The following is a 23,910-nucleotide window of genomic DNA, read 5'->3' on the forward strand; positions in this document are numbered from 1 at the left end:
TTCAGCTATGCCTCCGGTGTGAGCCGTAGGGGTTTCACCCTCCGGCTCCATTAGCGCCGTTCTTCCCGAATAAAGGGTATCCCCAACGCACCGGGTTGGTTGCCTGTCACGTGCTTGCCGCTGGCGACCCAGATCATCACCGCCAGCGTCACCGCGTAAGGCGTCATCATCACGAAGTACTGCGGCAGACGCACCCCGGCGGCAGCGAGTTGCGGAATCAGCGCCTCAATGCAGCCGAACAGCAGCGCCCCAGCCAGCGCCTTCCAGGGTGACCAGCGAGCGAAGATCACCAGCGCCACGGCGATCCAGCCGCGGCCACCAGTCATGTCGGCAATCCACAACTTGGTGCTGAGCACCGAGATGTAACCGCCGGCCAAGCCGATCAGCGCGGACCCGGCAAGAATCGCCACCAGCCGATAGCCAAGCACCGAGATGCCAGCAGCATCCGCGGCCTGCGGGTTTTCCCCAACGGCACGCATCCGCAAGCCATTGGTAGTGCGGGTCAGAAACCAAACGACTGCGAGAAAGATAAGCGGCGTCAGGAATACCAAAGGGTTCTGCACGAAAATCTTGCCCAGCAATGGCATCTCTGAAAGTGGCCAGAGCTCGACGGCGCTCAGCCCTTTTACCGGCTTGTTGGTCCAGTCCAGCAGCGTGCCCAGCAACCCGGTCAGCCCCTGGCAGAAGAACACCAGCGCCAACCCTGCGATCACCTGATTGATCCGCAGCACCAGCACCATCAGCGCGAACAGCAGCGACACCACGGCCGCCGCGCCCATCGCCAGCAGCAGCGACATGCCTTGATTGCCGTAAGCGAGCTGCGCACCGATGCCAGCCAGCGCGCCGACCAGCATCAGGCCCTCGGCACCGAGGGCCAGCACACCAGCGCGCTCGGTAAGGATCAGCCCCAGCGCCGCGAGGGCGAAAGGCACGGCAAAGTCCGGCGTGTTCCCAAGCCAGTTGGCGATCATGTCCATCAGCTTTCGCCTCCCTGAACGCGACGTATACGGTGGCGGATGAAGAAATCCGAGGAGGCAACGCAGATCACCAGGATCGCCTGGATCAGCTGCACCATGGAAAAGGGGATCTGGTAGAACACCTGCAGGCTGCGCCCGGCGACGAACAGCATCGCCATCAACAGCGCCACCACCAGCGCTGCCACCGGGTTGTTGCGCGCCAGAAAGGCGATGAGGATCCCGGAGAAGCCGTAGCCCTGATAGAACGACTGAGTCAGCCGCCCCTCCTGCCCGGCCGTGACAAGAAACCCGGCGATCCCGGCCATGGCACCGGAAATCAGCACCGTGCCGATGATCATTTTCTGCACCGGCACGCCCACCGCGCCCGCCACACGCGGGTTGGCATCGACGAAGCGCAGATAGAGCCCGGCGCGGGAAATGCCGAGAAACCACAGCGCCAGCAGCGCAACGACTACCGCCAGCGGCACTGCCGCGCTGACGCCATCGAACAGCTCGGGCAGGCGCTCGAACGGCTGGAATTGTGGCGAATAAGGGAACGAGCTTTTCGGGTCCTTCCAGCTTCCGTACAAAAGGTGCAGCAGGAAATTGATCGCCAGGTAGTTGAGCATCAGCGTCGAGATGATCTCGTTGACCTTCAGCCGCAGCTTGAGCAACACCGGCGCCAGCGCCCAGAGCAGCCCGCAAAAGATCGCCGCTGCGAGCATCAGCGGCAGGCGCAGCGTTTGCGGGCCGACCTCGAACAGGGAGATCGCAGTGGCACCGATGGCGCCCCAGATCATCTGGCCCTCAAGGCCGAGGTTCCAGAACTTCGCGCGGAACGCCATGCAGCCGGCCAGGCCGACAAGGATCATCGGCGAGGCCTGGAACAAGACGGCGGTCAGGCTCTGCGCATCGAACACCGTCATGATGACGAATTCGTTGAGCAGCTCGCCGGCCGGCACCCCGGCGGCGATCAGAATCGCAGCGGAGATAGCCAGCCCCAGCAACAGGGCGAGACCGATGATCACCGCCTGCCAGTGCCACGCCAGTTGCTGGCGGACCTCCAACGCGTAACGCCGCGACAGCAGCGGCTGATGGGGGCGCTTCGCCGCCTGCGCGGCCTGCTCAAGGATCACTGGGCGTACCTGTTCATTCATGGCTTACCCCTTCCAGATTCGGCGTGCCACGACCGAGCGCGGGCTGACCGAGCGCTCCGTGACCCAGTTCGCCATGACTCAGCTCTCCATGACTCACCATGGCCTTGCCAATGGCCTGGCGGTCCGCGGGTCGGTCGAATTCCTCGACGATTCGCCCGGCGTTCATCACACCGATGCGATCGGCCAGAGCCAGCACTTCATCGAGGTCTTCACTGATCACCAGCACGGCCGCGCCGGCATCGCGAGCGGCACGCAAACGCGCATGCACGGCGGCGGTGGCCCGCACGTCCAATCCTCGGCTGGGGCTGTGTACCAACACCAGTTGCGGGTCGCGTGAGAATTCGCGGGCGATCACCAGTTTTTGCGCGTTGCCGCCGGAAAGCAGCGCGGCCTTCTGCTTCAGGGAGCGCACGCCCTGCACATCGAAACCCGCCACCGCCTCGGCGGCCTCAGCCTCCAGACGCTTGCGCCGGAGATTGAAGAACGAGCCATAGCGCCCGCTGTGGATCTGCCCAACACCGAAGTTCTCGGCCACCGACAGCTCGCCAGCCAGCGCCGTGCCGTAGCGGTCGGCCGGAATCGAGGCGATGCGCAGCTCGCGGCGTTGCTCGGGGCTGGCCCGGCGCAGATCGCCAAAACCGCTCAACTCCAACGTGCCTTCACAGCGCTCCGGAAGGCCCATCAGCACATTGGCCAACTCGCTCTGGCCGTTACCGCCAACACCCGCGATGCCGTAGATCTCGCCAGCACGCAGGTCGAGCGTCACGCCATTGAGTGCGCCATGCTCGCCCGCGCCGGTCGATCTAAGATCACGCACGTGCAGCCGCACCTCGCCCGGTGTCGCCGGCTGATACTCGCTGGCCGGTGCGGATTCGCCCACGGTCAGGCGCACTAGCTCCGGCACCGAGACCGATTGCGGGTCGAGGGTTTGAATCGTCCGTCCGCCGCGCATCACGGTGACGCGGTCGGCGAAGCGCTTCACATCGCTCATCTTGTGAGTGACCAGAATCACCGCCGCCCCCTGGCGGGCAAAGGCGCGCACCGTTTCCAGCAGGCGCTCGGCTTCCTGATCGGTGAGTACCGCGGTCGGTTCGTCGAGGATCAAGATCCGCGCGCCAGCCAGCAGCACCTTGAGAATTTCCACCCGCTGCTGCTCTGCCACCGACAGCGACTCGGTGACTTTGCGCGGGTCGATGGTGAAACCCAGCTCTGCCGCCTTGTCGCGAATCCGCTGCTCCAAAGCGGCGAGCCGCTGCCGGTGGCTGCCCGCGAAGGCGTGATTACCAGGCCCCTCGGGCAGCCCCAGCTGGATGTTCTCAGCCACGGTAAAGGGCTTTACCAGCTTGAAATGCTGGTGAACCATGCCGATGTGGTAGCGGCTAGCGTCCCGCGGGCCGCTCAAGCGCACCGGGTTGTCGTCGATCAGCAGCGATCCGCTTTCCGGTGCGTAGAGGCCGGTGGCGATGTTCATCAGCGAGGATTTTCCCGCGCCGTTCTCGCCGAGCAGCGCGTGCACTTCGCCCCATTTGGCGGTGAAATCCGCCTGGGACAGGGCCATGAAGCCGTCGAACGACTTGCTCACCCCGGTCAGCTGGATCGCGTTCAGGTTGCTCATTGCTGGGTGATCACTCCTTTGACGAACCAGTCCATCTGCCACAACGCCGGGTCTGCCATGACCTCGCCAGCAGCGATGCGCTCGGTGCCGTCGCGGTCGAGCATCGGCCCGGCGTAGATCTGCTTCTCGCCTTTGAGCAGCTCTTCGCGGGCGGCCATGATCTTGGCCTTATCCGCTTCGGAAACCGCCGGGCCGCAGCACGCCGCGTCAGTGCCGCCTTCGGCCATGGACAGCAGCGCGCCGTTCTCAGGTGGCGTCCAGTTCCCGGCGCTGATCTTCTTCAACTCCGGCGCGAGGAACTTGTCCCACACCCAGACCGATGAGCAAACGGTGGCGTCCGGGGCGAACTCGCTCATGTCTCGATGGTGCCCTGTGCCATGCACGCCGCGCTCCTGCGCGACGATCTGCGGCGTGGGGCTGTCGACGTGCTGGCCGAGCACGTCGGCGCCAGAGTCGATCAGCGCCATGGCGGCGGCGCGTTCCTTGACCGGGTCGTTCCAGGCTCCGGTGTAAATCACGGTGACGGTGGCGTCCGGGTTGATCTGCTGGGCGCCGAGGGCGAAGGCGTTGACCGTCCAGTTCACCTGACCGAAAGGATTGGCCGCGACGAAGCCGAGCTTGCCGGTCTTCGACGCCGCGCCCGCGGCCATGCCGCACAGGTACTGGCTTTCGTAGGTGCGCCCATAGAAGGATTCGAGGTTGCCGCTGTTGGTAGTGCCCGAACCGTTGAGGAAGGCCACGTCCGGATACTTGTCGGCCAATTCCTTGAAGGTGTCCGAGTAACCAAAGGCAGTACCGATGATCACGTTGGCGCCGCGCTGGATGAGGCGGTCCACGGCCGGGCGGATCGAAGAGGCATTCTCCGGCACGCTCTCGACGTACTGGATCTTGGTATCCAGCTCGGTTTCGAGCTTCTGCCGCGCCTCGTCGAACGCCTGAGTCCAGCCGCCGTCATTGCGCGGGCTGATGTAGAGCATGGCGATCTTAGCTGGCTTATCGAGCGTCAGCCCCTGCCCTTCCTGCGCCGAAGCCTGGCCCGCCGCGCCTGTCAGGCCGAGAGCCACCGCCGCACACAAGGTCCGTTTCATGAACTTATTCAGCATTTTTGATTTCCTGATGGTGGGATCGTCAAAGCATGTGGTTGATGCGGAACACGTTTTTCTCGGGGTCCAGCAGCACGGCTTGATACCAGTGGTAATAGGTTTCGTAGGGCGCCTTGATCAGCGTCGCGCCCATGGCGACGGCGATGGGCACCAGCCGCTCGACCTCGTCTTTCGAATCCACGTCGATGTTCAGCAGGAACTTGCAGCCGCGGGTGTCGGCGAATTCGTCCAGATGCAGCAGTTCATAGGCTTCCGGCGCGTTGAAGCCGATGCAGCTCTTGCCGGTATCAAGCCCGCGAAAGATCGGCGAGGCGATCTCGGGAATGTTCCTGAAGCCGAACAGCTCGCGGTAGAAGTCACTCAGGGCTTCGATGTCGCGGGCGAAGACGTTGACGTAGGAAAGCGTGCTCATGCGACCTCCAGGCCTTTGCCGAAGGTGGTCTGCTTGACGAACTTGGAGAGCAGGTTGTCGCCAGAGGTGACCGGCGCGTGGCGCGGCGCTTCACCCTCGGCCAGGCATCCCGGCAGGCACTCGATCAGCGCGTCGTAGTTGGGCTGGTGGAAGAACACCAGTGATTGCCGTCCGTTGTCGGCAGGGCTGTCCTCAGGCGGGTTGACCACCCGATGCAGCGTAGAAATCCACTGGTCATTGGTCCACTGCATCATCAGGTCGCCGATGTTCACGGCGAAGCCGTTCTCCACGTAGGGCACGTCCACCCATTCGCCCTGGCGGTTGCGCGCCTGCAGGCCGCCCAGCGCGTTGTCCGGCTTGACGATCGTCAGGCTGCCGTAATCGGTGTGAGCACCGGCGCGCATCTGGCCGGATTCCACCGCACCCTTCACGTCCGGATAGCTGAGGCTGCGGAACATGCTGATGTGCTTGTCGATCTTGTCGTCGAAGAAAGTTTCCGGCAGCTCCAGCGCCAGGGCAAAGATGCGCATAAGCGACTGCGACAGCTCGCTCATGGCAGCGAAGTATTCGCGATAGGCCTGCTCGAAGCCTTCGATGCTGGTGGGCCAGACGTTCGGCGCGAAATGCGGGCCGGCTGCGGCGCAACGGTAGTAATCCTCATCCGGCACATCGCTGGGCCCGATGGAAAAAGATTCCTTGAGATCGCCGGGCGCGGCCTCCTCCATTGAGTACGACAGGCTCTCTTCGGCGATGGCGCTGTAGCCGCGCACCATTTCCGGGCTGGGCCGGTCGACCTTGCGCTTTTCCGGCAACGGCAAGGCGAAGAACTGCCGCGTCAGCCGCGACACGCGCTCAATCAGTTCGGTGGGGATCTGGTGGTTGGTGATGACAAGAAAACCGATGTCGCGACAGGCCTGGTCAACGGCCTTGGCCACCCGGGCCTTGCCCTCCGGCGCACCGGAGAAATACGGCGCCAGGTCAATGATGGGAACGTATTGCAGAGTCATGTAACGCACTCCTCTGACGCAAGGCTGAACCTGAGCGCGTCGCCGATGGCTCAGCGCTTTTCTGAATGATGGCCGCAGCGGGCCTGTCGTCCCGGTTGCACGCATGCGGGACCGACAGCGAGGAGAAGGCAGAAAGTGTGCCACTAAACACATTCGCTTATGAATCAGTTGTTTAGCTTTTTTAAACGACAGAAGCAGATCGGTTGGTCTACTTCGGAGCACTTGGTTTGTGCGCCAGGCACGAAGAGCGGCACAGTTGAGGGCATGCCATCAATGCTTCCCCACACCAGTGACCTGAGTGCTATCGACCGCAATTACCAGCCGTGCTGTTTCGGTCATTACTTTTCTCCAGGCATAAAAAAACCGCCCGGAGGCGGTTCATTTATTCTTTGGCGGGTTAGTGAAGTAGCAGGCCTTCAGCCTTCAGCCTTCCACCTGTCTTCGTTTCGGAGGTAAATCATGGTCAAGCTAAACTGCGACCGGACCATCGCCCCTAGGGAATTCTGAGAATCCACTGAGCCGACTATTGAGTGCCTGCAGTCTCCCATGTAGCTGTAACCGTCTGGCTTGTTGCCGAACTTTGCTGTCGCAGGACTCTTCAATCGCGCTCAACGAAGTTGCCAGCCATGACCCATGCGTAACTTTCGTCAGCAGACATCTTCTCGCTGCTGCCAGAGTCATCGCTAAGCCAAATACCCAACGCAGCTATTGTTAGACCGAGAAATGCAGCCGCCGACCAATCCTTAGCTCCGTAGTGTTTAGCCATACAAGCCCCCTAGTTCGCGCCATCGCAAGCAGTCGAGGCCTGAAGGCGTAGCTTGGGGTCGGAGATTCGAAGCACTCTGGCCATGCACTGGTCATAGCTTGAGCCAGGCTGACCCAGTGGCTGCGCGAGCGCCTGCGTCCTTGTGACTCGGCTAGATAGAGCCGCCTTGACCTCTCCATCGGCCAGAACGGCGCGCAGTGCATCGCCCCCGGCAATGAAGAAATTGTTTATCGGCCCGCTCCATTTGGCCTGGCTTTCACCCAGGAGAGCGCCTTGATCATCGTAGACGGATGCAGCTAGGTCGTAGTCGAATCGATTGCGCATGTAACCGTCGCTCTTCCACTCAACAAGCCTAACAACGAGCAACCTTTCTCCGCGCTTCTCAGCTCTTTGGGAGCCGGAAGGATGGCGTGTGGCAGTTACACCACTGCGCTCCAGCCCAGTGACGATCGCGGTCTGTATATCCATCGCGAGCGGACTGCCGCTCAGCGTAGTCACGTTCCAAGGATTGTAATAGAGCCCTCTCAGCGTCCCGACATAGTTCGGGTTTTTGCGTTGGGCCGTCACGTAGGGCCTCTGGTCCACAACGGAGACCGCAACCTCAGCATCTGTAGATAGGTTTAGCGCCGGTACGGCTTGGCGATAATCTATCCGCTGGCCGATTGCGCATCCGGTCAACTGGAGCAGGACCGCGGCGACAAAAACAGCTTGAATCAGCTTCATTAGTTCAGCTCCCGGGCAGCGCCATCACAGATCGCCATCGACTCGACTCGAAGCGCGGCGTCCGATATCCGCATGACTCGAACCATGCATTCGTCGTACTCGCTTCCGGTTGGAACTCGCTGTTCCAGCGCATCGATTTGCGTCAATTCTGGCTCAGGCTCTGCCCTCTCAATCTTCCGCGCTGTCAGCGGCACGCCATTGCCAGGGTCAATCCCGCCGCCAAGCGCCACGCAGTCGATCGCGGCGGGGTCATCTAGGCGGCGCGCAAAGCCCCAAACCTGCGGACGCGCCCAGGCGAAGAACCCAAATTTCTTTTTTTGCCGCTTCTCGGTGATTACGTCTGCGCCAACACTTCGAGCCACATCGGCCAAGGCGGCGTTAACTGCCGTGTAGTCGCCATACCACTGCTGGTTGGCAACGGCCCTACCGAGGAACGTTGATTCAACGCCGTCTGGCAGCTCGGCAGGCAGAAAGCATACGGGGCCAGAATGCGAAGCCATCGCGGGCTCTGAGTTGGCCCACTTTTGGACCACTGATTTATTACTGCACCCCACCATCAACAGTGCCAACGCAACTACTGCAATTGCTCGCATCCCTGCCCCTCCCCTGAGAAAGGGCCAATGTATCAGATGGCCATCAAAGAAACCCAGCGCTAGGCTGGGTTCTGATGGGTGCTACGTGCTATGCGGCTTTTTTGTCTGCTAACAGCTCGCGCAGTCGCGCGACTCCGGAAGCGTTGTAAACGAAGCTCTCAACTTGCTTGCTGCTGTGCTTCGCCTTGTCCAGCCTGGTATTCAACCACCTTGTCTCGAACTCGCTCGCTTTTGATCCGGCCTGCCTGAACTGTAGCCATCCACCCGGCAAGCTTTCGAAGCGGAAGGCAAGTGGTCATCTGAGGCCCGCCTTCGGAGGGTATCTCCATAAGCACCACACCCCAGCGGTCAGCATTGTTGCTCATCCGCTTAAACTGCCCACCCCAATCAAGGCCGATCCCCTCCACTACTGGCTTCATTGGCACGAATGGCTGCCCCTGATGCTCAACCAGGTAGAGATTGGCGCCATGGAACGGAACGTTGATTAGGCCGCTCATGCTGCCACCGCCTTAACGCCGATATATTCTTGTGGCTGCATCCGGCCGCGCTCAAGACTGCTAAGCGCCGCGCCGATGCTCCCCGCAATACCTCGCACACAATTTCGCCTAACGCCGACCAATACTGTGCCACGGTGCCCTGTACGCATTCCAGTTCCGGCAATAGTGGCGCGGTGATAGCGTGTAGGCTTTTGCTAGGGAGCGGCCCATGTCATCGATAATCATCTTACTCAGCCCAGAGCAGGCCATCGTAGCCACGGACACCTTGGCCGTAAATCTAGATGGCTCGCCTCGCCAGTTCACGACCAAGGCATTCTTGCTTCCACACCTAAAGACAATTGTCGCGGGAACGGGACTTGCCGGGCTCGCGAGCGCCTGGTTCCGGCGCGTCAACGAGATGATGCTGGTTCGGAGTCTTGACCACCTGAATTTCCATACCCAGCAGGGTCTTTGCGAGCTCTACGGCAGAGACTTTGGAGAAATCGATGGGCACGAAGTGTCCAGCAGCATCTACCAGATCGGAGTGGGTGACGACGGGAGAATGCATGGTTACTCCTACAGCTCGTTCTATGATTTTGAGCCGCGCCGAATGGAATACGGCCTTCAAATGAAGCCAACAGCCGGGCCCGAAACCGAAGACAGCCAGCGAACTATCGCTCAGTTGATGCTGGCCCAGAGAAACCTTCAGGACAAAGAACCGGCGAGCGCTCGCGTTTACATTGGCGGCGACATCAACTTAATCAAGCTGGAGCTGGACGGCACGGCCATCCACACGAGCCTAGATCGCTTTCCAGACTACCAAGAGGCTGAGGCCGCCATGTACAAAGGGTTTGGTGCCGCATAGGTTCACGCTAATAGCGCCTCACTTCGACCGCATCACCTCAAGCGCTGCGGTTAGCCCCGAGTCACCCGGCCATGCGCATCATCAAGCCGCATCAGGCACCACACCTCGCCCGGCTCTAGCGTTTGCCCGGTGAGCCTCGACCATGCCTCCATCTCGCAGTAGCTAAGCGGGTCTGAAGTGCGCTTGCAGTCCCGTAAAGCCCCACCAGATAGCCCATCCCGTCTGGAGCCGGAGGCATCTCCAGCTCCTTTGGCTTGTGGCCTGTCTGCTCCCAGACTTTCGTCAAGTGCTCCTTGATCGAAGCCTGAGATCCTGGCGCTACCACGCGAAGCTTTAGATCAGCCTCGAAGTGCTCTGTTAAGCGGCCAACGTGCTCGCGAAAAAAAACGCGTGCGATCCCCGCTGAACTGTTCAATCTCCAGAGACAGGCCTGGGTTGTTGGTCAGCAGGTCGCAATAGCCTCCTTGTTAAACTCGATCGGAAGGTTCCAGCCGTCAGCGCGGTCGAACCCCGTCGAGTATCAGGGACTGCAGGCTCTGCAGCGCTTCTTCGAAGAATGCCGGGTCATCCAGCGTGCGGCCGGCGACGGCTTCGATCTGCACGCGGAAGTCGGCGTAGTGCTGGGTCGTGGCCCAGAGCGTGAAGATCAGGTGATGCGGCTCGACGGGTGCCAGCTTGCCGGCGGTGATCCAGGCCTGGATCACCGCGACCTTGGTCTCAACAAGGTCACGCAAGGGCTGTTCCAACTCGCTCAGCATCAGCGGCGCGCCCTGCATGATTTCCATGCAGAACAGGCGCGATTCGGCGGGGTGGTCGCGAGAAAGCTCAAGCTTGGCGCGCAGGTAGTCCTTGATCGCCTCGACCGGGTCCTGCTCGGCGGAGAACGCCTGCAAAGGCCGCAGCCAGACCTCAAGCAACTGGCGCAGCACGCTGAGGTACAACTCTTCCTTGCTGCCGAAGTAGTAAAGCAGGTTGGTCTTGGAGACGTCGGCCTGGGTTGCAATCTGATCAAGGCTGGTGCCATGCAAGCCGAAGCGGGAAAACAGGCCAAGGGCTGCATCGATGATGCTGGTCCGCTTGCTTTCGATCATGCGCGTGCGGCGGTCGACTGCACTGGCGCTGGGTTCGCGCGCGGCAGTGGTTTTGGCTTTAGCAGTCTTACTGGCGGTCAGGCGTCGGCGTGGTGGTACGGGGGTCTGGTCTGTCACAGCGCTACCGGTGGGGCTCAAACGGGCAGCTACTGTAGCGCGCACCGGTGCATGCGCGCACGAATGGCGACGGTCGAGGGCATTGTTGCTCAGTTTTTGAGCGTCGCCCCATACCCGCGCACAAACCAAGTGCTCTGATTCGGACCATTTGGTCCACCGTTTTCAGCGCGTTACCTGCAAGCGATTGATAGCAAAGCTAAAACCGAATCTGGCCTGCATCGTGCAAATGCATCTCTGTCCCTGCCCGACACGCTCGAGCAGCGCTTTCTAGCCATTGCGTACAGAGGTGCTTCCTATGGATGTTGGTGTTTTCATTCCGATCGGCAACAACGGCTGGCTCATTTCCGAAAACGCGCCGCAGTACATGCCGACCTTCGAGCTGAACAAGGCCATCGTGCAGAAGGCCGAGGGCTACGGCTTCGATTTTGCGCTGTCGATGATCAAATTGCGCGGCTTTGGCGGTAAGACGGAGTTCTGGGAGCACAACCTGGAGTCCTTCACGCTGATGGCGGGGCTGGCTGCTGTCACCAGCAAGATCCAGCTGTTCGCCACCGCCGCCACCCTGACCCTGCCGCCGGCCATCGTCGCGCGCATGGCCTCGACCATCGACTCGATCTCCAATGGCCGCTTCGGTGTGAATCTGGTGACCGGCTGGCAAAAGCCCGAATACAGCCAGATGGGCATGTGGCCGGGGGATGAGTTCTTCGGCACGCGTTACCAGTATCTCGGCGAGTACGCCCAGGTGTTGCGCGACCTCTGGGGAACCGGGCGTAGCGATTTCAAGGGCGAGCACTTTCAGATGGAAGACTGCCGCGTCAGCCCCAAACCTCAAGCGGACATGAAGATCATCTGCGCGGGCTCTTCGGATGCGGGCATGGCCTTCTCCGCGCAGTACGCCGACTACAACTTCTGCTTTGGCAAAGGTGTGAACACGCCGACCGCCTTCGCGCCCGCCACCGAGCGGCTGCTCAAGGCCACTGAGAAGACCGGCCGCAGCGTGACTTCCTGCGTGCTGTTCATGGTGATCGCCGATGAGACCGACGAAGCCGCCCGCGCCAAGTGGGAGCACTACAAGGCCGGCGCCGATCAAGAAGCCATCGCTTGGCTGGGCGAACAAGGCGCGGCGGACAAGACCTCCGGCGGCGACACCAACGTGCGGCAGATGGCCGACCCGACCTCGGCGGTAAATATCAACATGGGCACCCTCGTCGGCTCCTACGCGAACGTGGCCAGGATGCTCGACGAGATCGCCACCGTGCCCGGCATGCAGGGCGTGATGCTGACTTTCGATGACTTCCTCCAGGGCATCGAGGCGTTCGGTCAGAAGATCCAACCCTTGATGCAGAGCCGTCGCCACATCGAGCCGCTGAAGGAGTCCGCCTGATGAACGCCGCGGAGCACTTTTCAGGCTACGCTCTGGGCCCGGTGGGCGAGCCGCTGAAACTGCCGGCGCGTCCGGAACCACTGGCTATGAGCGCCAGCGAGACGGCGCTGATCGTGGTGGATATGCAGAACGCCTATTCCACCAAGGGCGGTTATCTGGATCTGGCCGGCTTCGATGTGTCGAGCACCGGGCCGGTGATCGAGAAGATTCTGCAGGCGCTGGCCGCCGCACGCGCCGCCGGGATTCAGGTGATCTTTCTGCAGAACGGCTGGGATAGCGGGTATGTGGAAGCAGGCGGCCCGGGCTCGCCCAACTGGCACAAGTCCAACGCCCTAAAAACCATGCGCAAACGCCCGGAATTGGCCGGCACGCTGCTGGCCAAGGGCGGCTGGGATTATCAACTGGTGGATGAACTCACTCCCCAGCCCGGTGACATCGTGGTGCCCAAGCCCCGTTATAGCGGCTTTTTCAATTCTCATCTGGACAGCACTCTGCGCGCCCGCGGGATCCGCAATCTGGTGTTCACCGGCATCGCCACCAACGTGTGCGTGGAATCGACCCTGCGCGACGGCTTTCACCTGGAGTATTTCGGCGTGGTTCTGGCCGATGCCACCCATCAGGCCGGGCCGGATTTTGCCCAGCAGGCCGCGCTGTACAACATCGAGACGTTCTTTGGCTGGGTCTCCAGCGTGGACGATTTCTGCAGCACCGTTGCCCGCGCCGAGGTTACCGCCAGCGCGCTTTAGATCAGAACAACGCACCGCCTCGTAGCGGCCGCATCAATCGCCTTGCAAGGAATCAATGACATGCCCAAGCAATCCATCATCCCCGCCGGCTCCGGCAAACCGCTCGCTCCGTACGTCCCCGGCTCCATGGCCGATGGCGTGGTCTACGTCTCCGGCACCCTGCCCTTCGACAAGGACAACAACGTAGTCCACGTCGGCGACGCCGCTGCGCAAACTCGTCATGTGCTGGAAACCATCAAGGGTGTGGTCGAGGCCGCCGGAGGCAGCATGGACGACGTCACCTTCAACATGATCATGCTCACCGACTGGGCCAACTACGCGAAGGTCAATGAGGTGTACGCCGAGTACTTCCCCGGCGAGAAGCCCGCGCGTTATTGCATCCAGTGCGGTCTGGTGAAACCCGACGCGCTTATCGAGATCGCCAGCATCGCGCACGTGGGTCAGTAACGCCTAAGAAGGACTGTGCAACCTGACCCTCGCGGAGGGATAAACATGCATTACGAGATTCATGGTCGCCTCGAAGCTGACGCTCCGACGCTGGTGCTGAGTTCCGGCCTTGGTGGCGCCGGCGCGTTCTGGACGCCGCAGCTGCCGGTGCTTACGCAGCAGTACCGTGTGCTGATTTACGATCAGTTGGGCACCAACAAGAGCCCGGCACATCTGCCGGATGGCTATTCCATAGAGTCCATGGCGGTCGAACTGCTGGAACTGCTCGACAGCCTGCGGATTCGCCAGTGTCATTTCGTCGGCCATGCGCTGGGCGGATTGGTAGGCCTGCAGCTGGCGCTCTTGCGCCCGCAAATGCTGCAGAGCCAGGTGCTGATCAACGCCTGGAGTAGCCCGAACCCGCACAGCGCGCGCTGTTTCGCGGTGCGGCAGAACTTGCTGCGTGATAGCGGCCCGGCCGCCTATGTGCAGGCGCAATCGCTGTTCCTCTACCCGCCGGACTGGATCGCCGCCAACAGCGAAAAGCTCGCCCGCGACGATGCCCATGCCCTGGCGCACTTCCCGCCAACCGCAAATTTGCTGCGACGGATCGGTGCACTGCTGGCCTTCGATATCGAAGCCGAGCTTGCCTCCATCAGGACGCCAACCCTGCTGATCGCCAACCGCGATGACATGCTGGTGCCCTGGAATCGCTCGCAGCACATGGCAGACGTTATGCCCAATGCGCGGCTGCAACTGCTGGAATACGGCGGCCATGCGTCAAGCGTCAGCGATAGCGAACCCTTCAATCAAATCCTGCTGGGCTACCTGGCCGAGCAATGCCGGGCCGCGGCAGCCTGAGGAAACGAACCTATGTCCACACCCATCGATTCGCAGGCCCTCGCCGCGCTGTTCAGCGAGGGGCGCACCCACAGCACCTGGCTGGACCGGCCAGTGCCGGATGCGCTGTTGGAGAAACTCTACGCGCAGGTCAGCCTTGGCCCGACCGCAGTCAACAGCTGCCCGGGACGCTTCGTCTTCGTACGCTCGTCCGAGGGCAAGCAGAAGCTCGCGCCCTGCCTGTCAAAAGGCAATCTGGAAAAGACCATGAGCGCACCGGTCACGGTCATCGTCGCTTATGACGAGGACTTCCCGGACACCCTGCCCGAGCTGTTCCCCTTCGCCGACGCTCGCAGCTGGTATGCCGGCCAGCCGGCGCTGATTACCGAAAACGCCCTTCGCAACAGCTCCATGCAGGCCGGCTATCTGATCCTCGCCGCACGCGCCCTAGGCCTCGACTGCGGTCCGATGTCCGGCTTCGATGCCAAGATGCTGGACGAAGCCTTTTTCAGCGGGACGAGCTGGAAATCCAATCTCTTGATCAACCTTGGCCATGGCGACACGAGCGCGCTGCGCGACCGCCTGCCGCGTCTTCCCTTTGAACGGGCTTGCGTCCTTGCCTGATGGAGATCCGACCATGCAACTGGCTCAACTCGAATGCGCAACCGACCTCACCCCACCGGTATTGAAGCAGGACTACCGCGACGCCATGGCACGTCTGGCCGCCGCGGTTAACGTGGTCACCACTGATGGTCCCAGTGGTCGGGCAGGCTTTACCGCGACCGCGGTGTGCAGCGTCACCGACGAACCGCCTACCTTGCTGGTGTGCCTGAATCGCAGCGCCTCAGCCCACCCAGCCGTGATCGGCAACGGCATTCTTTGCATCAATACGCTCAGTTGCGATCAGCAGGCACTGTCGAACCTGTTTGGCGGGAAGACACCCATGGCCGAACGCTTCGCGGCAGCCGGTTGGTCGACCTGGGCCACTGGCGCGCCCGTACTCGATGATGCCGCTGCGTCCTTCGACTGTCGTATCAGCCAGATCAACAGCGTTGGTACCCACGACATCCTCTGCTGCGAGGTGCTAGCTCTTCGACGCCGCGACAGGGCCGACGGACTGGTGTACTTCGATCGTGATTACCACGGGGTATGCACCGCGATTTGAGTTTCAGCATTCGTTAAGACGCGTGAACTCAGGCGGGCGTGTGCGGAATGACGTTTTTGGATGCGCCTGCCTAGTCGTAACCAACGCACCCTAGTCCTTAACCTTGGACTCAGATGGCTTTCCCAAGCGCCTCGAGCAGCAGGGCGATCTTCTGCTCGTTCCTTTTGTAGTAGGTCCAGGGGCCGATGCGTTGCGAGGTCACCAGCTGTGCGCGTTGGAGCGCGGCGAGGTAGTTTGAGACGGTCGATTGGGACAGCCCGACGCGCTCCTGGATGATGCTGACGCAGACGCCGAGCTGCTCGGGATCGGCTTCCTGCTCCGGGAAGTTGGTCTTCGGGTCCTTCAGCAGGGTAAGGATGGCCAGGCGGGTGGGGTTGTCCAACGCCTTCAGCGCTTCACTGACGTCTATGTTCATGTTCGCCGCGGGTAGTGGGTTTTCGCGATCTTACGATACTTCGGTCCGGGTCGCTGCGTGCCGGTGATGGCGGGCACGCAGCAGTCGCTCAGGCCAGGTGCGCCGGGTAGTCGGTGTACCCCTTGTCAGTGCCGCCGTACATGCTATTCGGGTCCAGCGTGTTCATCGGCCAGCCATTGGCGATGCGCGCGGGCAGGTCCGGGTTGGCGATGAACGGACGGCCGAACGCAATGAGATCCGCCCAGCCGGCTTCGATTGCCGCCGCAGCGCGCTCGGGGGTGTACCTGCCGGCGTAGATGATCTTGCCGGTGAAGGCCGCACGGACCGCCTTGCGGAAGCTGTCAGGCAGCTCGGGCGCGCTGTCCCAGTCGGCTTCTGCCAGAGACAGGTAGGCCACGCCGATTTCGTCCAGGCATTTGACCGCCTCGACATAGGTTTCCTGCGGATCATCTTCGACCAGTCCGAGATAAACACGCTCTTCGTCCGTGCTGGCGAACAGGGGCGCAAAGCGAACGCCCATCCGATCGGCGCCGATGGCATCGGCGATAGCCTGAACAATTTCGCGTAGAAAGCGCAGGCGGTTTTGCAGGGAACCACCGTATTCGTCAGTTCGGGTATTGGTGTGAGCCGAGATGAACTGGTTGACCAGATAGCCGTTGGCGCAGTGGATCTCGATGCCATCAAAGCCAGCATCTATCGCGTTGCGCGCAGCCTGGGCATAGAGCTGCACCAGTTCTTTGACCTCGGCATTGGTTAGTTCCCTCGGAGTTGATGGGTCCGCCAGCATGCCCTCCCCCGGCCCGGTTTCGATGAAGACTTTGACGTTGCGCGCAGGGATTGCAGACGGCGCGACCGGGTCGGCTCCACCCGGCTGCAGCGAGGTGTGGGACACGCGACCGACGTGCCAAAGCTGCGCAAAGATCACGCCGCCTTGAGCATGAACTGCCTGGCTGATCGCCTTCCAACCTTCGATCTGCTCCGGGCTATAGATGCCGGGCGTCCATGCGTAGCCCTGGCCACGGGGTTCGATCTGGGTGCCTTCGGTCACCATGAAGCCGGCTCCGGCTCGTTGCCGATAATAGGCCGCCATCAATTCGTTGGGGATATTGCCCGGCTGCGAGCTGCGCGAGCGCGTCAGCGGCGGCAGCACGATACGATTGCGCAGGGGAAAGGGGCCAAGGGTCGTCGGTGTGAAGAGTGCTTGATGATTCATAATGTTAGATTTAGATATCGTAATTTATAGATATAAGCTGGCGAGGCTTGCCCCGCTTTATAGGTGAACCGTACCGCCCCGCTCGGTTGAGTCTGAAGTCGGTAGCTGCACCAGGTCGGCGATATTGGTGGTCATATTGATAAATGTCAATATCTAGATTATTCGCTGCGGATTATGCCATCGTGTGCCGATGATTGATGGAGCACAGGATTGCAGGACTGGTGCGGCATACCGGTACAAACCGTCCGCCGTTCACAAGCTCAGCGGCCCCGGCATAGTGCCCCTGATATAAGCCAGCCGATAAGCCTGTCTCGTAGCGCTTTGACCGGACCCATGGCCGGTCAGACCTGGTCGATGCCAAACACAGCTGTCCATAACCTTTTCTGCACGCAGGCTAGCCTGTCCTGCTCTTCCCTCGCGTAACGGCTCGGTTGGTCCGTAAACAGCAACCGAGCCGCTGTGGCTGAACAGTCGTGATCAGTGCTCGTGCTTTTCGCCGACGAAACTCAGCGAGGAGAACATGCCACGCACGCGCGCATCCGGATCATCGCTCGGGACGGTGGCGGAGGCTGCGATGACGTTGAGGCCGTGGTTGCGCACGGTGATCTTCGCCTTACCCTCGGCGTCGGTTTTCGTGGCGACTTCGTCGGGTGCGTTCACGAAGTCGGCAACGAGCTCGACGTTGGCCGCCGGTTTGCCATCAACCAATACCTGGACTTCCAATTCCTCGCCAGCTTCAACCGACATAGGGTCCTGTTGGGGCACGATAACCAACTTCAGCTCGTCCAGCGGAGGGAGCTTTGCACCCTCTTCCAGCACTGCCAGGGTGTACTTGTAGTAGCGCCCGGAATCCAGCGCGTCGGGCACCTGGGTTTCACCGACATTGAGCCATTTCTTGTCCGGGGCCTGGGTCCAGTAGCCATTGTCCAAGGCGACACTGAGCACGGCGGGCGACTTCTGCGGTTTGAGCCGCGCATGGTCCTCGAGCTTTTCGATAGTGACCGGAACATTTTTACCCTGCTGGTCGCTTGCCCAGGCACCAGAGATTTTCTTGGGGTCATAGGCGTTGTCTTCAGCACCGTCACCGTAGATCACTTCGATGTTCCCGCGCCGCTCCGCGGTCCAGATGCCGTGGGCCGATACTTGTCCGGCCAGCATAGCGGCCAATAGTGCGGCGGCGATTTTCGCGTGTTGCTTGTTCATTGTTTTTCCTTACGGATGGGCCTTGTGACGCCGACTCGGGGAAGCGAGCCGGGTCGGGGTTATAGATTCAGCGACAGGCTCAGACTGAGATTGCGCGGTTCGCCCGGCATCACCCAGACATTACTGTAGGAGCGCTCGTAGTAAGTGCGGTCGAACGCATTATTCAGGTTCACGCCAAGGGTCAGGTCTTGCGTGGCCTTGTAGCGCGCCAGCAGGTCAACTGTAGTGTAACCCGGCAGTTCGAAGCCGCTGTCCGCGACATTGCCGGAACGGTCACCGACGTAGTTGACGCCACCGCCGAGTTCGAGGCCTCGCAAGCCTCCGTCGAGGAACTCGTAGACGCCCAGCAGGCTGCCGCTGTGTTCGGGCACGTTGAGCAGACGGCTGCCGCGCGCCAGGGTGTTGTCCTCGGTGACTTCGGCATCGACATAGGCGTAGGCGCCGATCAGCCGAACCTCGTCGGTCAGTTGCCCGGTCAGCTGCAAATCGATACCGCGGCTGCGCACTTCGCCCGCTGCGATCTGATAGGTCGAGTCGACCGGATCGGCGGTGAGCACATTTTCCTTGGTCAGGTGAAACGCAGCGATGGTCATGCCTAGACGGCTGCCGAGCAGATAGAACTTAAAGCCGGCTTCGTAGCCGACGCCTTCCTCCGGATCGAACGAGGTGCCAGTACCTGGCCGTGGCGCGCCTGTGTTGGGCTTGAACGACTGCGAGGCATTGGCGAACACGGCGACCTCAGGTGTGAACTGGTAGAGCGCGCCGATGCGCGGCGTGATCTTTTCGTGGGTCTGCTCGGCGCGGGTGCCGGCGATCTTGTTGTCCAGGCGATGCTCGTAATGGTCATAACGCGCGCCGATGACGCCGAACAGCTTTTCGCTGAAGCGCATCTGGTCCTGCAGGTTCAGCGAGCGGGAATGGACCAACTCGTGACGATCGGTGCTGCGCCCGCCAACGCCCACGCTGAATGGCGGTCGTGGTTGCCCGTAAACCGGCTCGTAGATATCGATTTGCGAAACCGGTCGACTGCGCATCAAGCGCTCATCTTTGGCATACCGCTCGTACTCGGTGCCGATCAGCAGGTTGTGTTCGATGTCGCCGGTATAGACCAGGCCACGCAGCTCCAGCTGGGTGATGCTGTCCTGCCAATCGAAATCTCGATAGCGGTACTCGCGGTTGAGGGTGCGGACATCGTCGGCCAGAAAGCTTGCCTCGGTAGCGCCTCCATTTAGGCGTCCTTGCTTGTAATGGCTGGCCAAGCGAACGGTCCAGCTGGCATTCAGATCATGCTCGATTTCGGCCTGCAGGCTTTCGTTGTTGTTGTCGATTTCGCCGTCACGGGGCTCACCGAAAAAGTCGGAACGCGAGACGCTGCCAAGGTGGTCGTTCGGCGCAACCACACCGCGGTCGAATACCTGGCTGCTGCGGATGACTTCAGCCTGCACCAGCAGGCGCGTCTGCGGCGTCAATTCCCAGCTGAACGCCGGCGCAAAGAACTGCCGTTCACTGGAACGGTAATCACGGAAGCTGTTGTTGTCCTCTACCGCGAGATTCATGCGGTAGAGCATCGTGCCTTCGTCATCCAGGGGCGTGTTGACGTCCAGGCTGCTGCGGTAGCGGTCCCAACGGCCGGCGCTCAGGTCCAGGCGCGCGAACTGATCATTCTGTGGGCGCTTGCTGACGATGTTGATGGTGCCACCTGGGTCGCCGCGGCCATACAGGCTGGAGGCCGGGCCTTTGAGCACGTCGATGCGCTCTACATTGGATGGGTCCTGCGGGTTCATATAGCCGCGGTTGACGCTAAATCCGTCCTTGTAAAACTCCGAGGTGGTCAGGCCACGGATGCTGTATTCGTACATGGTCAGGCCGCCGAAGTCATTCTGCCGCGCCACGCCACCCGCATAGTCCAAGGCCTTTTCGATACGCGGGCTGTCCAGATCTTCCAGGACCGTAGCAGGGATGACGCTGACCGCTTGGGGCACCTCCTCCAGCGGAGAATCGGTCTTGGTGGCGCTTGCTGTACGCCGAGTCCGGTAGCCCTCTGCTTCGACTTGTTCGCGATCTGCCGTGACGACCACTTCTTCGAGAACAGCGCTGTCTGACTCTTGTGCAAACGCTGACATGCTGCCCAAACCTGCCGCGGCGGCTATTCCCAAAATTCTTGCTGCAACGCTACTGCTGTTCATGCCCGCTTCCGCTCAAATGTTATACCGTAACATTTGAGCGGAAGCTGTCTGTTGCTGTCAAGGCCGCAGGCTAGCTGGCAAGCCGCGTTCGGCTAGGGCAGCATGCGGCGACAACGATCCATAACGAGGAACGCAGCGATGATCGATTTCGACAACAAGGGTTTCTTCAAGCTAAAGCAGAACGATGAGTACGCCGAGCGGGTCCGGTCGTTGCTGTTGGACGACGAGCAGGTAGTCGATTCCTACAAGTCCATGCGTGACGGCGTGGTGTTCACCAACAAGCGGATCATCGCGGTCAACGTGCAGGGCATCACCGGCAGCAAGAAGGATTTCACTTCCCTGCCCTACAACAACATCGTTGCTTATTCGGTGGAGACATCGGGGACATTCGATCTGGACTCGGAGCTGGAGGTCTATTTCTCGTCGCTTGGGAAGGTGAAGTTCGAGTTCACCGGCAAGACCTCGATCGTCGAGATATCGAAGCACATATCCAAACATCTACTCTGAACTGAGGGGCAGCGGCAGCGAACAGCGCAGTACCTGCAGGGGGCTCAAGTCGTCGCGCGTAGTCCGGCAACGACGCCCACACCAGCCCTGACTCGCTAGCATAGGTAGCGAGCAATTAGGATTGGCTGCCGCAATGAACCGGTGTCGTTACCGGTCGACCTCCACACCAGAGCAGGCTTTTTCAGCCGTCGAAGAGACGGCCTCGGCAGGGCGGGAAGACAACTCCGAAGGCTTAGGTTCTTCAGAGCGAATACCTAACGCGACCAGCAATGTCTCGCTCATTTCCATGAATGAATAGCCATCGGCCCATATTTCGGTTTTGCCGTTCAGTCTGTTATCCATGCTTTCCATATCCCAGGCTGCGCGCCCACTCAGCCGTGCGTTCGAATTGTTTTGCTACGCCTGTTGGCGACACGCAACTGCAGCATCCTGCGTGCCAACATTGGAAAGCGAATTTACGCTTTCATATCAATTACTTACGGAACCAGTGAGTTCCAGCAACTGTTGCAAGATGCACGATTTGCAATCTGTACCCTTGCGATGTGCATGTCTGCCCGTCTGTGCTGCAGGTCACAGAAATGGAGTCAGGATAATGACCAGTCCACAGCCCGTGTCTTCGCCAGCGGTACACGAACAGGCCCGGCCTTTCGGCATAATCGGTAGCCCGCCCTTGAGCACGTGCCATGCAGATCGATGAAGAACTCACGCTGAAAAAGCTGGAGGTGTTTCTGGCCTTCATGCGCAGCGGCAATCTGAGCAAAGCGGCCGCCGAGCTGAACACCAGCAATGTCAGCGTGCACCGCGCCATCCACTCTCTGGAGAGCGCCCTGCGCTGCCCGCTGTTCAAGCACGAGGGGCGCAACCTGATTCCACTGGAAAGCGCTTATGTACTGGAAGAGAAAGCGCAGAAGCTGGTGCAGGATGTGCTTGAGACCGTTCGCCAAACGCGCGAGGCCGCAGGGTTCTCGGCCGAGCGGTTCAAGCTCGGGGCCCTGTATTCGCTGACGGTGAAAACCGTCCCGCAGCTGATCATGGGGCTGAAGCTGCGCCGTAGCGAACTCAACATCGACCTGATCCTAGGCTCCAACGTGGACCTGTTCTACAAACTGAAGAACATGGAGCTGGACGCGATCCTTGTGTCGCTCAACGACAGCGTCAGCCACGACCCGGACTGTGCACAGCTGCCCCTATTTGCCGACGACATCTTTCTCGCCGCGCCGGCTGATTCGCCGTTCGCGCAACAGGCGGAAGTCGACTTGAGCGATCTGCGCGACGCCACTTTCATAACTCTGACGCAAGGCTTCGCGACGCACCAGGACGGCAATCGGGTATTCCAGCAGGCAGGCTTCGAGCCGAAGGTGGCGATGCAGGTCAACGACATCTTCACCTTGATGAGCATGGTCAATTCGGGGGTGGGCTATGCGCTATTGCCCGGTCGGGTGGGGATGGTCTATGAGGCGCGGGTCAAGCTGGTGCCGTTGCAGGCGCGGTATCACCTGCAACAGCACATCGGCGTGGTGTTTCTGAAGGCCAAGGAGCGCGATCCCAACCTGCTCGCGCTCCTGGCCGAATGCCGCATGTACAGCCTTAAGAACCCGAGTTGACGCACCGCAGGGTGGGCAATGGCAACGCCTTGTCCACCTCGAGGCAACTCAACCGAGCAGTCCGCGCATGATGAAGAACAGCAGCGACGGGCCAAGCAGGCAACCGAGTGCAGTATAGAACGCCGCGGTGAGGCAACCGTAGGGCACCAGCTTGGCGTCGGTCGCCGCCAGACCACCGGCGACGCCACTGGACGTGCCGATCAAGCCGCCGAAGATCACTGCCGCGCGCGGGTTGTTCAAACCGATCATCGGTGCGAAGAACGGCGTCGCGATCATCACCAGAATCGCCTTGACCAGGCCCGCCGCGATGGACAGCGCCATCACCTCCGAGCTGGCACCAATCGCCGCGCCGGTTACCGGGCCGACGATGTACGTCACTGCGCCGGTGCCGATGGTGGTCAGACTGACCGCATCGGTGTAGCCGAACGCCATGGCCACCGAGACGCCCGCAATAAACGACGAGAACACGCCGACGAACAATGCCAGCACGCCCACCAACCCGGCGCGCTTGAGTTCCTCGACGCTGACGCCGAAGCCAGTGGCGACAATGGCGAAATCCCGCAGCATCGAGCCACCCAGCAAACCGATGCCGGAGAACAGCGCGATATCCACCAGGCCCTTCTGCCCGCCGGTCACCACGCCGCCGATGTAGGACAGCAATAGACCGATGAGGATGGCCACCGCCGAGCCGTGCAGACGGCCCTTGGTGAGTTTGTCCGACAGCCAGTAGGAGAACCACATGGTGGCGCCGATGATGGCGAAGCCGCTGATCAGACCGTAGCCGGAGACGACCTTGAGTAGAGATTCGTACATGGCTTAGCCCTCGTTGGTCAGTGGTTTGGCTTCATCGGCTTCAAGATTTTTTCGGCCGATCCGGTCGAGCACCGGTACCAGGGCAAAGGCGATGGCCACCGCGGCGACGCCGGCGAGGATCGCCATCGGACCACCGCTGAGGGCGCCATACACGTTCTGCTGCGCCGCCATGGCGACCACGATGGGGATGTAGACGGCGCTCCAGAACTTGACGCCCTGCTCCGAATCCATCGTGAACAGGCCACGCGACTTGAGATAGCTGCCAAGCAGAATCAGTAACACCATGGCGATACCGACGCCGCCGACGTTGGCAGGGACGCCAATCAGTTTGCCCAACAGTTCACCGACGAAGATGCCTGTCAGGGTGCACAAGGCCAGGAAGGCCACACCGAAGATAATCATTGTTATTGTCCTTTTGGGTTGCGCTCAGGCCCGGTACTACCGGCTCCGATGCGCGTGTGTTGTCGAGGTCGTTGTTTTTATCCATCGAACAGTGGCGAGTACGGCTCGCTCGCTCTGAAATGCAC

General features: G+C 61.0%; 26 protein-coding genes. 9 read left to right on the top strand and 17 right to left on the bottom strand.

Features of this window, described 5'->3' with window-relative positions:
- Nucleotides 1-50 precede the first annotated feature (50 nt).
- From ACQKEK_RS19845 to ACQKEK_RS19885, 9 genes are all read right to left on the bottom strand, one after another.
- Nucleotides 51-977 (bottom strand): ABC transporter permease, encoded by a 927-nt coding sequence (locus ACQKEK_RS19845; RefSeq protein ID WP_499144152.1) that lies wholly within the window; start codon nt 975-977, stop codon nt 51-53.
- Nucleotides 977-2,113, bottom strand: coding sequence for an ABC transporter permease (locus ACQKEK_RS19850; RefSeq protein WP_499144153.1), 1,137 nt, complete (start codon nt 2,111-2,113; stop codon nt 977-979). Before ACQKEK_RS19850 ends, ACQKEK_RS19845 begins: the two co-directional genes overlap by 1 nt.
- The gene (locus tag ACQKEK_RS19855; RefSeq protein ID WP_499144154.1) at nt 2,106-3,728 is read right to left on the bottom strand and encodes an ABC transporter ATP-binding protein; all 1,623 of its coding nucleotides are present in this window, start codon (nt 3,726-3,728) and stop codon (nt 2,106-2,108) included. The genes ACQKEK_RS19850 and ACQKEK_RS19855 overlap by 8 nt, the downstream gene beginning before the upstream one ends.
- Nucleotides 3,725-4,831: a BMP family ABC transporter substrate-binding protein gene (locus ACQKEK_RS19860; protein WP_499144155.1), complete on the bottom strand. Its 1,107-nt coding sequence runs from the start codon at nt 4,829-4,831 to the stop codon at nt 3,725-3,727. The genes ACQKEK_RS19855 and ACQKEK_RS19860 overlap by 4 nt, the downstream gene beginning before the upstream one ends.
- Before the next feature lie 25 nt (nt 4,832-4,856).
- Nucleotides 4,857-5,243, bottom strand: a complete 387-nt coding sequence (locus ACQKEK_RS19865; protein ID WP_499144156.1) for a VOC family protein — start codon at nt 5,241-5,243, stop codon at nt 4,857-4,859.
- Nucleotides 5,240-6,250: an isopenicillin N synthase family dioxygenase gene (locus ACQKEK_RS19870; RefSeq protein WP_499144157.1), complete on the bottom strand. Its 1,011-nt coding sequence runs from the start codon at nt 6,248-6,250 to the stop codon at nt 5,240-5,242. Before ACQKEK_RS19870 ends, ACQKEK_RS19865 begins: the two co-directional genes overlap by 4 nt.
- Before the next feature lie 775 nt (nt 6,251-7,025).
- Nucleotides 7,026-7,739: a YajG family lipoprotein gene (locus ACQKEK_RS19875; protein WP_499144158.1), complete on the bottom strand. Its 714-nt coding sequence runs from the start codon at nt 7,737-7,739 to the stop codon at nt 7,026-7,028.
- Complete coding sequence (locus tag ACQKEK_RS19880) at nt 7,739-8,308, bottom strand: hypothetical protein (protein WP_499144159.1); 570 nt, start codon at nt 8,306-8,308, stop codon at nt 7,739-7,741. The genes ACQKEK_RS19875 and ACQKEK_RS19880 overlap by 1 nt, the downstream gene beginning before the upstream one ends.
- A gap of 182 nt (nt 8,309-8,490) precedes the next feature.
- On the bottom strand, nt 8,491-8,829 hold the full coding sequence (locus ACQKEK_RS19885; protein WP_128119926.1) for a phage antirepressor N-terminal domain-containing protein: 339 nt from the start codon (nt 8,827-8,829) through the stop codon (nt 8,491-8,493).
- A 208-nt stretch (nt 8,830-9,037) separates the two neighbouring features.
- On the opposite strand from ACQKEK_RS19885, the gene ACQKEK_RS19890 reads away from it, so the two are divergent.
- Entirely contained in the window at nt 9,038-9,673 is a 636-nt protein-coding gene (locus ACQKEK_RS19890) for a hypothetical protein (protein ID WP_128119927.1), read from the top strand.
- A 494-nt stretch (nt 9,674-10,167) separates the two neighbouring features.
- On the opposite strand, the gene rutR is transcribed toward ACQKEK_RS19890, so the two are convergent.
- Nucleotides 10,168-10,845: an HTH-type transcriptional regulator RutR gene (rutR, locus tag ACQKEK_RS19895; RefSeq protein WP_499144203.1), complete on the bottom strand. Its 678-nt coding sequence runs from the start codon at nt 10,843-10,845 to the stop codon at nt 10,168-10,170.
- Nucleotides 10,846-11,176: 331 nt separating this feature from the next.
- Between rutR and rutA the strand changes: the two genes are divergently transcribed.
- From rutA to rutF, 6 genes are read left to right on the top strand one after another with little or no spacing between them, the layout of a single operon-like run.
- The gene (gene rutA / locus ACQKEK_RS19900) at nt 11,177-12,265 is read left to right on the top strand and encodes a pyrimidine utilization protein A (RefSeq protein ID WP_499144160.1); all 1,089 of its coding nucleotides are present in this window, start codon (nt 11,177-11,179) and stop codon (nt 12,263-12,265) included.
- On the top strand, nt 12,265-13,011 hold the full coding sequence (rutB, locus tag ACQKEK_RS19905) for a pyrimidine utilization protein B (protein ID WP_499144161.1): 747 nt from the start codon (nt 12,265-12,267) through the stop codon (nt 13,009-13,011). Before rutA ends, rutB begins: the two co-directional genes overlap by 1 nt.
- A gap of 60 nt (nt 13,012-13,071) precedes the next feature.
- The gene (gene rutC / locus ACQKEK_RS19910; protein WP_014819103.1) at nt 13,072-13,458 is read left to right on the top strand and encodes a pyrimidine utilization protein C; all 387 of its coding nucleotides are present in this window, start codon (nt 13,072-13,074) and stop codon (nt 13,456-13,458) included.
- Between the two features lie 45 nt (nt 13,459-13,503).
- Nucleotides 13,504-14,298, top strand: coding sequence for a pyrimidine utilization protein D (rutD, locus tag ACQKEK_RS19915; protein ID WP_499144162.1), 795 nt, complete (start codon nt 13,504-13,506; stop codon nt 14,296-14,298).
- 12 nt (nt 14,299-14,310) lie between these two features.
- The gene (locus tag ACQKEK_RS19920) at nt 14,311-14,901 is read left to right on the top strand and encodes a malonic semialdehyde reductase (protein ID WP_499144163.1); all 591 of its coding nucleotides are present in this window, start codon (nt 14,311-14,313) and stop codon (nt 14,899-14,901) included.
- 13 nt (nt 14,902-14,914) lie between these two features.
- Nucleotides 14,915-15,442 (top strand): NADH-dependent FMN reductase RutF, encoded by a 528-nt coding sequence (gene rutF, locus ACQKEK_RS19925; RefSeq protein WP_499144164.1) that lies wholly within the window; start codon nt 14,915-14,917, stop codon nt 15,440-15,442.
- 109 nt (nt 15,443-15,551) lie between these two features.
- On the opposite strand, the gene ACQKEK_RS19930 is transcribed toward rutF, so the two are convergent.
- The 4 genes from ACQKEK_RS19930 to ACQKEK_RS19945 all read right to left on the bottom strand — a co-directional run bounded on the left by ACQKEK_RS19930 (nt 15,552) and on the right by ACQKEK_RS19945 (nt 20,459).
- Entirely contained in the window at nt 15,552-15,857 is a 306-nt protein-coding gene (locus ACQKEK_RS19930; protein ID WP_499144165.1) for an ArsR/SmtB family transcription factor, read from the bottom strand.
- Nucleotides 15,858-15,945: 88 nt separating this feature from the next.
- Nucleotides 15,946-17,070, bottom strand: coding sequence for an alkene reductase (locus ACQKEK_RS19935; protein ID WP_499144166.1), 1,125 nt, complete (start codon nt 17,068-17,070; stop codon nt 15,946-15,948).
- A 477-nt stretch (nt 17,071-17,547) separates the two neighbouring features.
- Entirely contained in the window at nt 17,548-18,273 is a 726-nt protein-coding gene (locus tag ACQKEK_RS19940; protein WP_499144167.1) for a DUF4198 domain-containing protein, read from the bottom strand.
- 59 nt (nt 18,274-18,332) lie between these two features.
- Nucleotides 18,333-20,459: a TonB-dependent siderophore receptor gene (locus ACQKEK_RS19945; protein WP_499144168.1), complete on the bottom strand. Its 2,127-nt coding sequence runs from the start codon at nt 20,457-20,459 to the stop codon at nt 18,333-18,335.
- A gap of 138 nt (nt 20,460-20,597) precedes the next feature.
- Between ACQKEK_RS19945 and ACQKEK_RS19950 the strand changes: the two genes are divergently transcribed.
- Nucleotides 20,598-20,966, top strand: coding sequence for a PH domain-containing protein (locus tag ACQKEK_RS19950; protein WP_127840525.1), 369 nt, complete (start codon nt 20,598-20,600; stop codon nt 20,964-20,966).
- A gap of 147 nt (nt 20,967-21,113) precedes the next feature.
- Here the strand turns inward: ACQKEK_RS19950 and ACQKEK_RS19955 are convergent, their stop codons facing one another.
- A complete protein-coding gene (locus ACQKEK_RS19955; protein WP_499144169.1) occupies nt 21,114-21,308 on the bottom strand; it encodes a hypothetical protein in 195 nt (64 codons plus the stop codon).
- 341 nt (nt 21,309-21,649) lie between these two features.
- On the opposite strand from ACQKEK_RS19955, the gene ACQKEK_RS19960 reads away from it, so the two are divergent.
- Nucleotides 21,650-22,570, top strand: coding sequence for a LysR family transcriptional regulator (locus ACQKEK_RS19960; protein WP_499144170.1), 921 nt, complete (start codon nt 21,650-21,652; stop codon nt 22,568-22,570).
- A gap of 48 nt (nt 22,571-22,618) precedes the next feature.
- On the opposite strand, the gene madM is transcribed toward ACQKEK_RS19960, so the two are convergent.
- Together madM and madL are read right to left on the bottom strand one after the other, a co-directional pair.
- Nucleotides 22,619-23,383, bottom strand: coding sequence for a malonate transporter subunit MadM (madM, locus tag ACQKEK_RS19965; protein ID WP_128119939.1), 765 nt, complete (start codon nt 23,381-23,383; stop codon nt 22,619-22,621).
- Between the two features lie 3 nt (nt 23,384-23,386).
- Nucleotides 23,387-23,785 carry a malonate transporter subunit MadL gene (madL, locus tag ACQKEK_RS19970; protein ID WP_499144171.1) on the bottom strand — a complete coding sequence of 133 codons (399 nt, stop codon included), beginning with the start codon at nt 23,783-23,785 and terminating at the stop codon, nt 23,387-23,389.
- Nucleotides 23,786-23,910 lie beyond the last annotated feature (125 nt).

This window comes from Pseudomonas sp. NPDC077408 (assembly GCF_050269105.1).
In the GTDB taxonomy this organism is placed as follows: Bacteria; Pseudomonadota; Gammaproteobacteria; order Pseudomonadales; family Pseudomonadaceae; genus Stutzerimonas.

Bases quoted from the DNA above. Each gene is read 5' to 3' on its own strand.
- rutC (WP_014819103.1), top strand. From the start codon at position 13,072: ATGCCCAAGCAATCCATCATCCCCGCCGGCTCCGGCAAACCGCTCGCT.
- rutA (WP_499144160.1), top strand. From the start codon at position 11,177: ATGGATGTTGGTGTTTTCATTCCGATCGGCAACAACGGCTGGCTCATT.
- rutB (WP_499144161.1), top strand. From the start codon at position 12,265: ATGAACGCCGCGGAGCACTTTTCAGGCTACGCTCTGGGCCCGGTGGGC.
- ACQKEK_RS19850 (WP_499144153.1), bottom strand. From the start codon at position 2,113: ATGAATGAACAGGTACGCCCAGTGATCCTTGAGCAGGCCGCGCAGGCG.
- madL (WP_499144171.1), bottom strand. From the start codon at position 23,785: ATGATTATCTTCGGTGTGGCCTTCCTGGCCTTGTGCACCCTGACAGGC.
- ACQKEK_RS19960 (WP_499144170.1), top strand. From the start codon at position 21,650: ATGCAGATCGATGAAGAACTCACGCTGAAAAAGCTGGAGGTGTTTCTG.
- ACQKEK_RS19935 (WP_499144166.1), bottom strand. From the start codon at position 17,070: ATGAATCATCAAGCACTCTTCACACCGACGACCCTTGGCCCCTTTCCC.
- ACQKEK_RS19890 (WP_128119927.1), top strand. From the start codon at position 9,038: ATGTCATCGATAATCATCTTACTCAGCCCAGAGCAGGCCATCGTAGCC.
- ACQKEK_RS19870 (WP_499144157.1), bottom strand. From the start codon at position 6,250: ATGACTCTGCAATACGTTCCCATCATTGACCTGGCGCCGTATTTCTCC.
- ACQKEK_RS19920 (WP_499144163.1), top strand. From the start codon at position 14,311: ATGTCCACACCCATCGATTCGCAGGCCCTCGCCGCGCTGTTCAGCGAG.
- ACQKEK_RS19865 (WP_499144156.1), bottom strand. From the start codon at position 5,243: ATGAGCACGCTTTCCTACGTCAACGTCTTCGCCCGCGACATCGAAGCC.
- ACQKEK_RS19945 (WP_499144168.1), bottom strand. From the start codon at position 20,459: ATGAACAGCAGTAGCGTTGCAGCAAGAATTTTGGGAATAGCCGCCGCG.
- ACQKEK_RS19885 (WP_128119926.1), bottom strand. From the start codon at position 8,829: ATGAGCGGCCTAATCAACGTTCCGTTCCATGGCGCCAATCTCTACCTG.
- rutD (WP_499144162.1), top strand. From the start codon at position 13,504: ATGCATTACGAGATTCATGGTCGCCTCGAAGCTGACGCTCCGACGCTG.
- ACQKEK_RS19955 (WP_499144169.1), bottom strand. From the start codon at position 21,308: ATGGATAACAGACTGAACGGCAAAACCGAAATATGGGCCGATGGCTAT.
- ACQKEK_RS19845 (WP_499144152.1), bottom strand. From the start codon at position 977: ATGGACATGATCGCCAACTGGCTTGGGAACACGCCGGACTTTGCCGTG.
- ACQKEK_RS19940 (WP_499144167.1), bottom strand. From the start codon at position 18,273: ATGAACAAGCAACACGCGAAAATCGCCGCCGCACTATTGGCCGCTATG.
- rutF (WP_499144164.1), top strand. From the start codon at position 14,915: ATGCAACTGGCTCAACTCGAATGCGCAACCGACCTCACCCCACCGGTA.
- ACQKEK_RS19950 (WP_127840525.1), top strand. From the start codon at position 20,598: ATGATCGATTTCGACAACAAGGGTTTCTTCAAGCTAAAGCAGAACGAT.
- ACQKEK_RS19930 (WP_499144165.1), bottom strand. From the start codon at position 15,857: ATGAACATAGACGTCAGTGAAGCGCTGAAGGCGTTGGACAACCCCACC.
- madM (WP_128119939.1), bottom strand. From the start codon at position 23,383: ATGTACGAATCTCTACTCAAGGTCGTCTCCGGCTACGGTCTGATCAGC.
- ACQKEK_RS19875 (WP_499144158.1), bottom strand. From the start codon at position 7,739: ATGAAGCTGATTCAAGCTGTTTTTGTCGCCGCGGTCCTGCTCCAGTTG.
- ACQKEK_RS19860 (WP_499144155.1), bottom strand. From the start codon at position 4,831: ATGCTGAATAAGTTCATGAAACGGACCTTGTGTGCGGCGGTGGCTCTC.
- ACQKEK_RS19855 (WP_499144154.1), bottom strand. From the start codon at position 3,728: ATGAGCAACCTGAACGCGATCCAGCTGACCGGGGTGAGCAAGTCGTTC.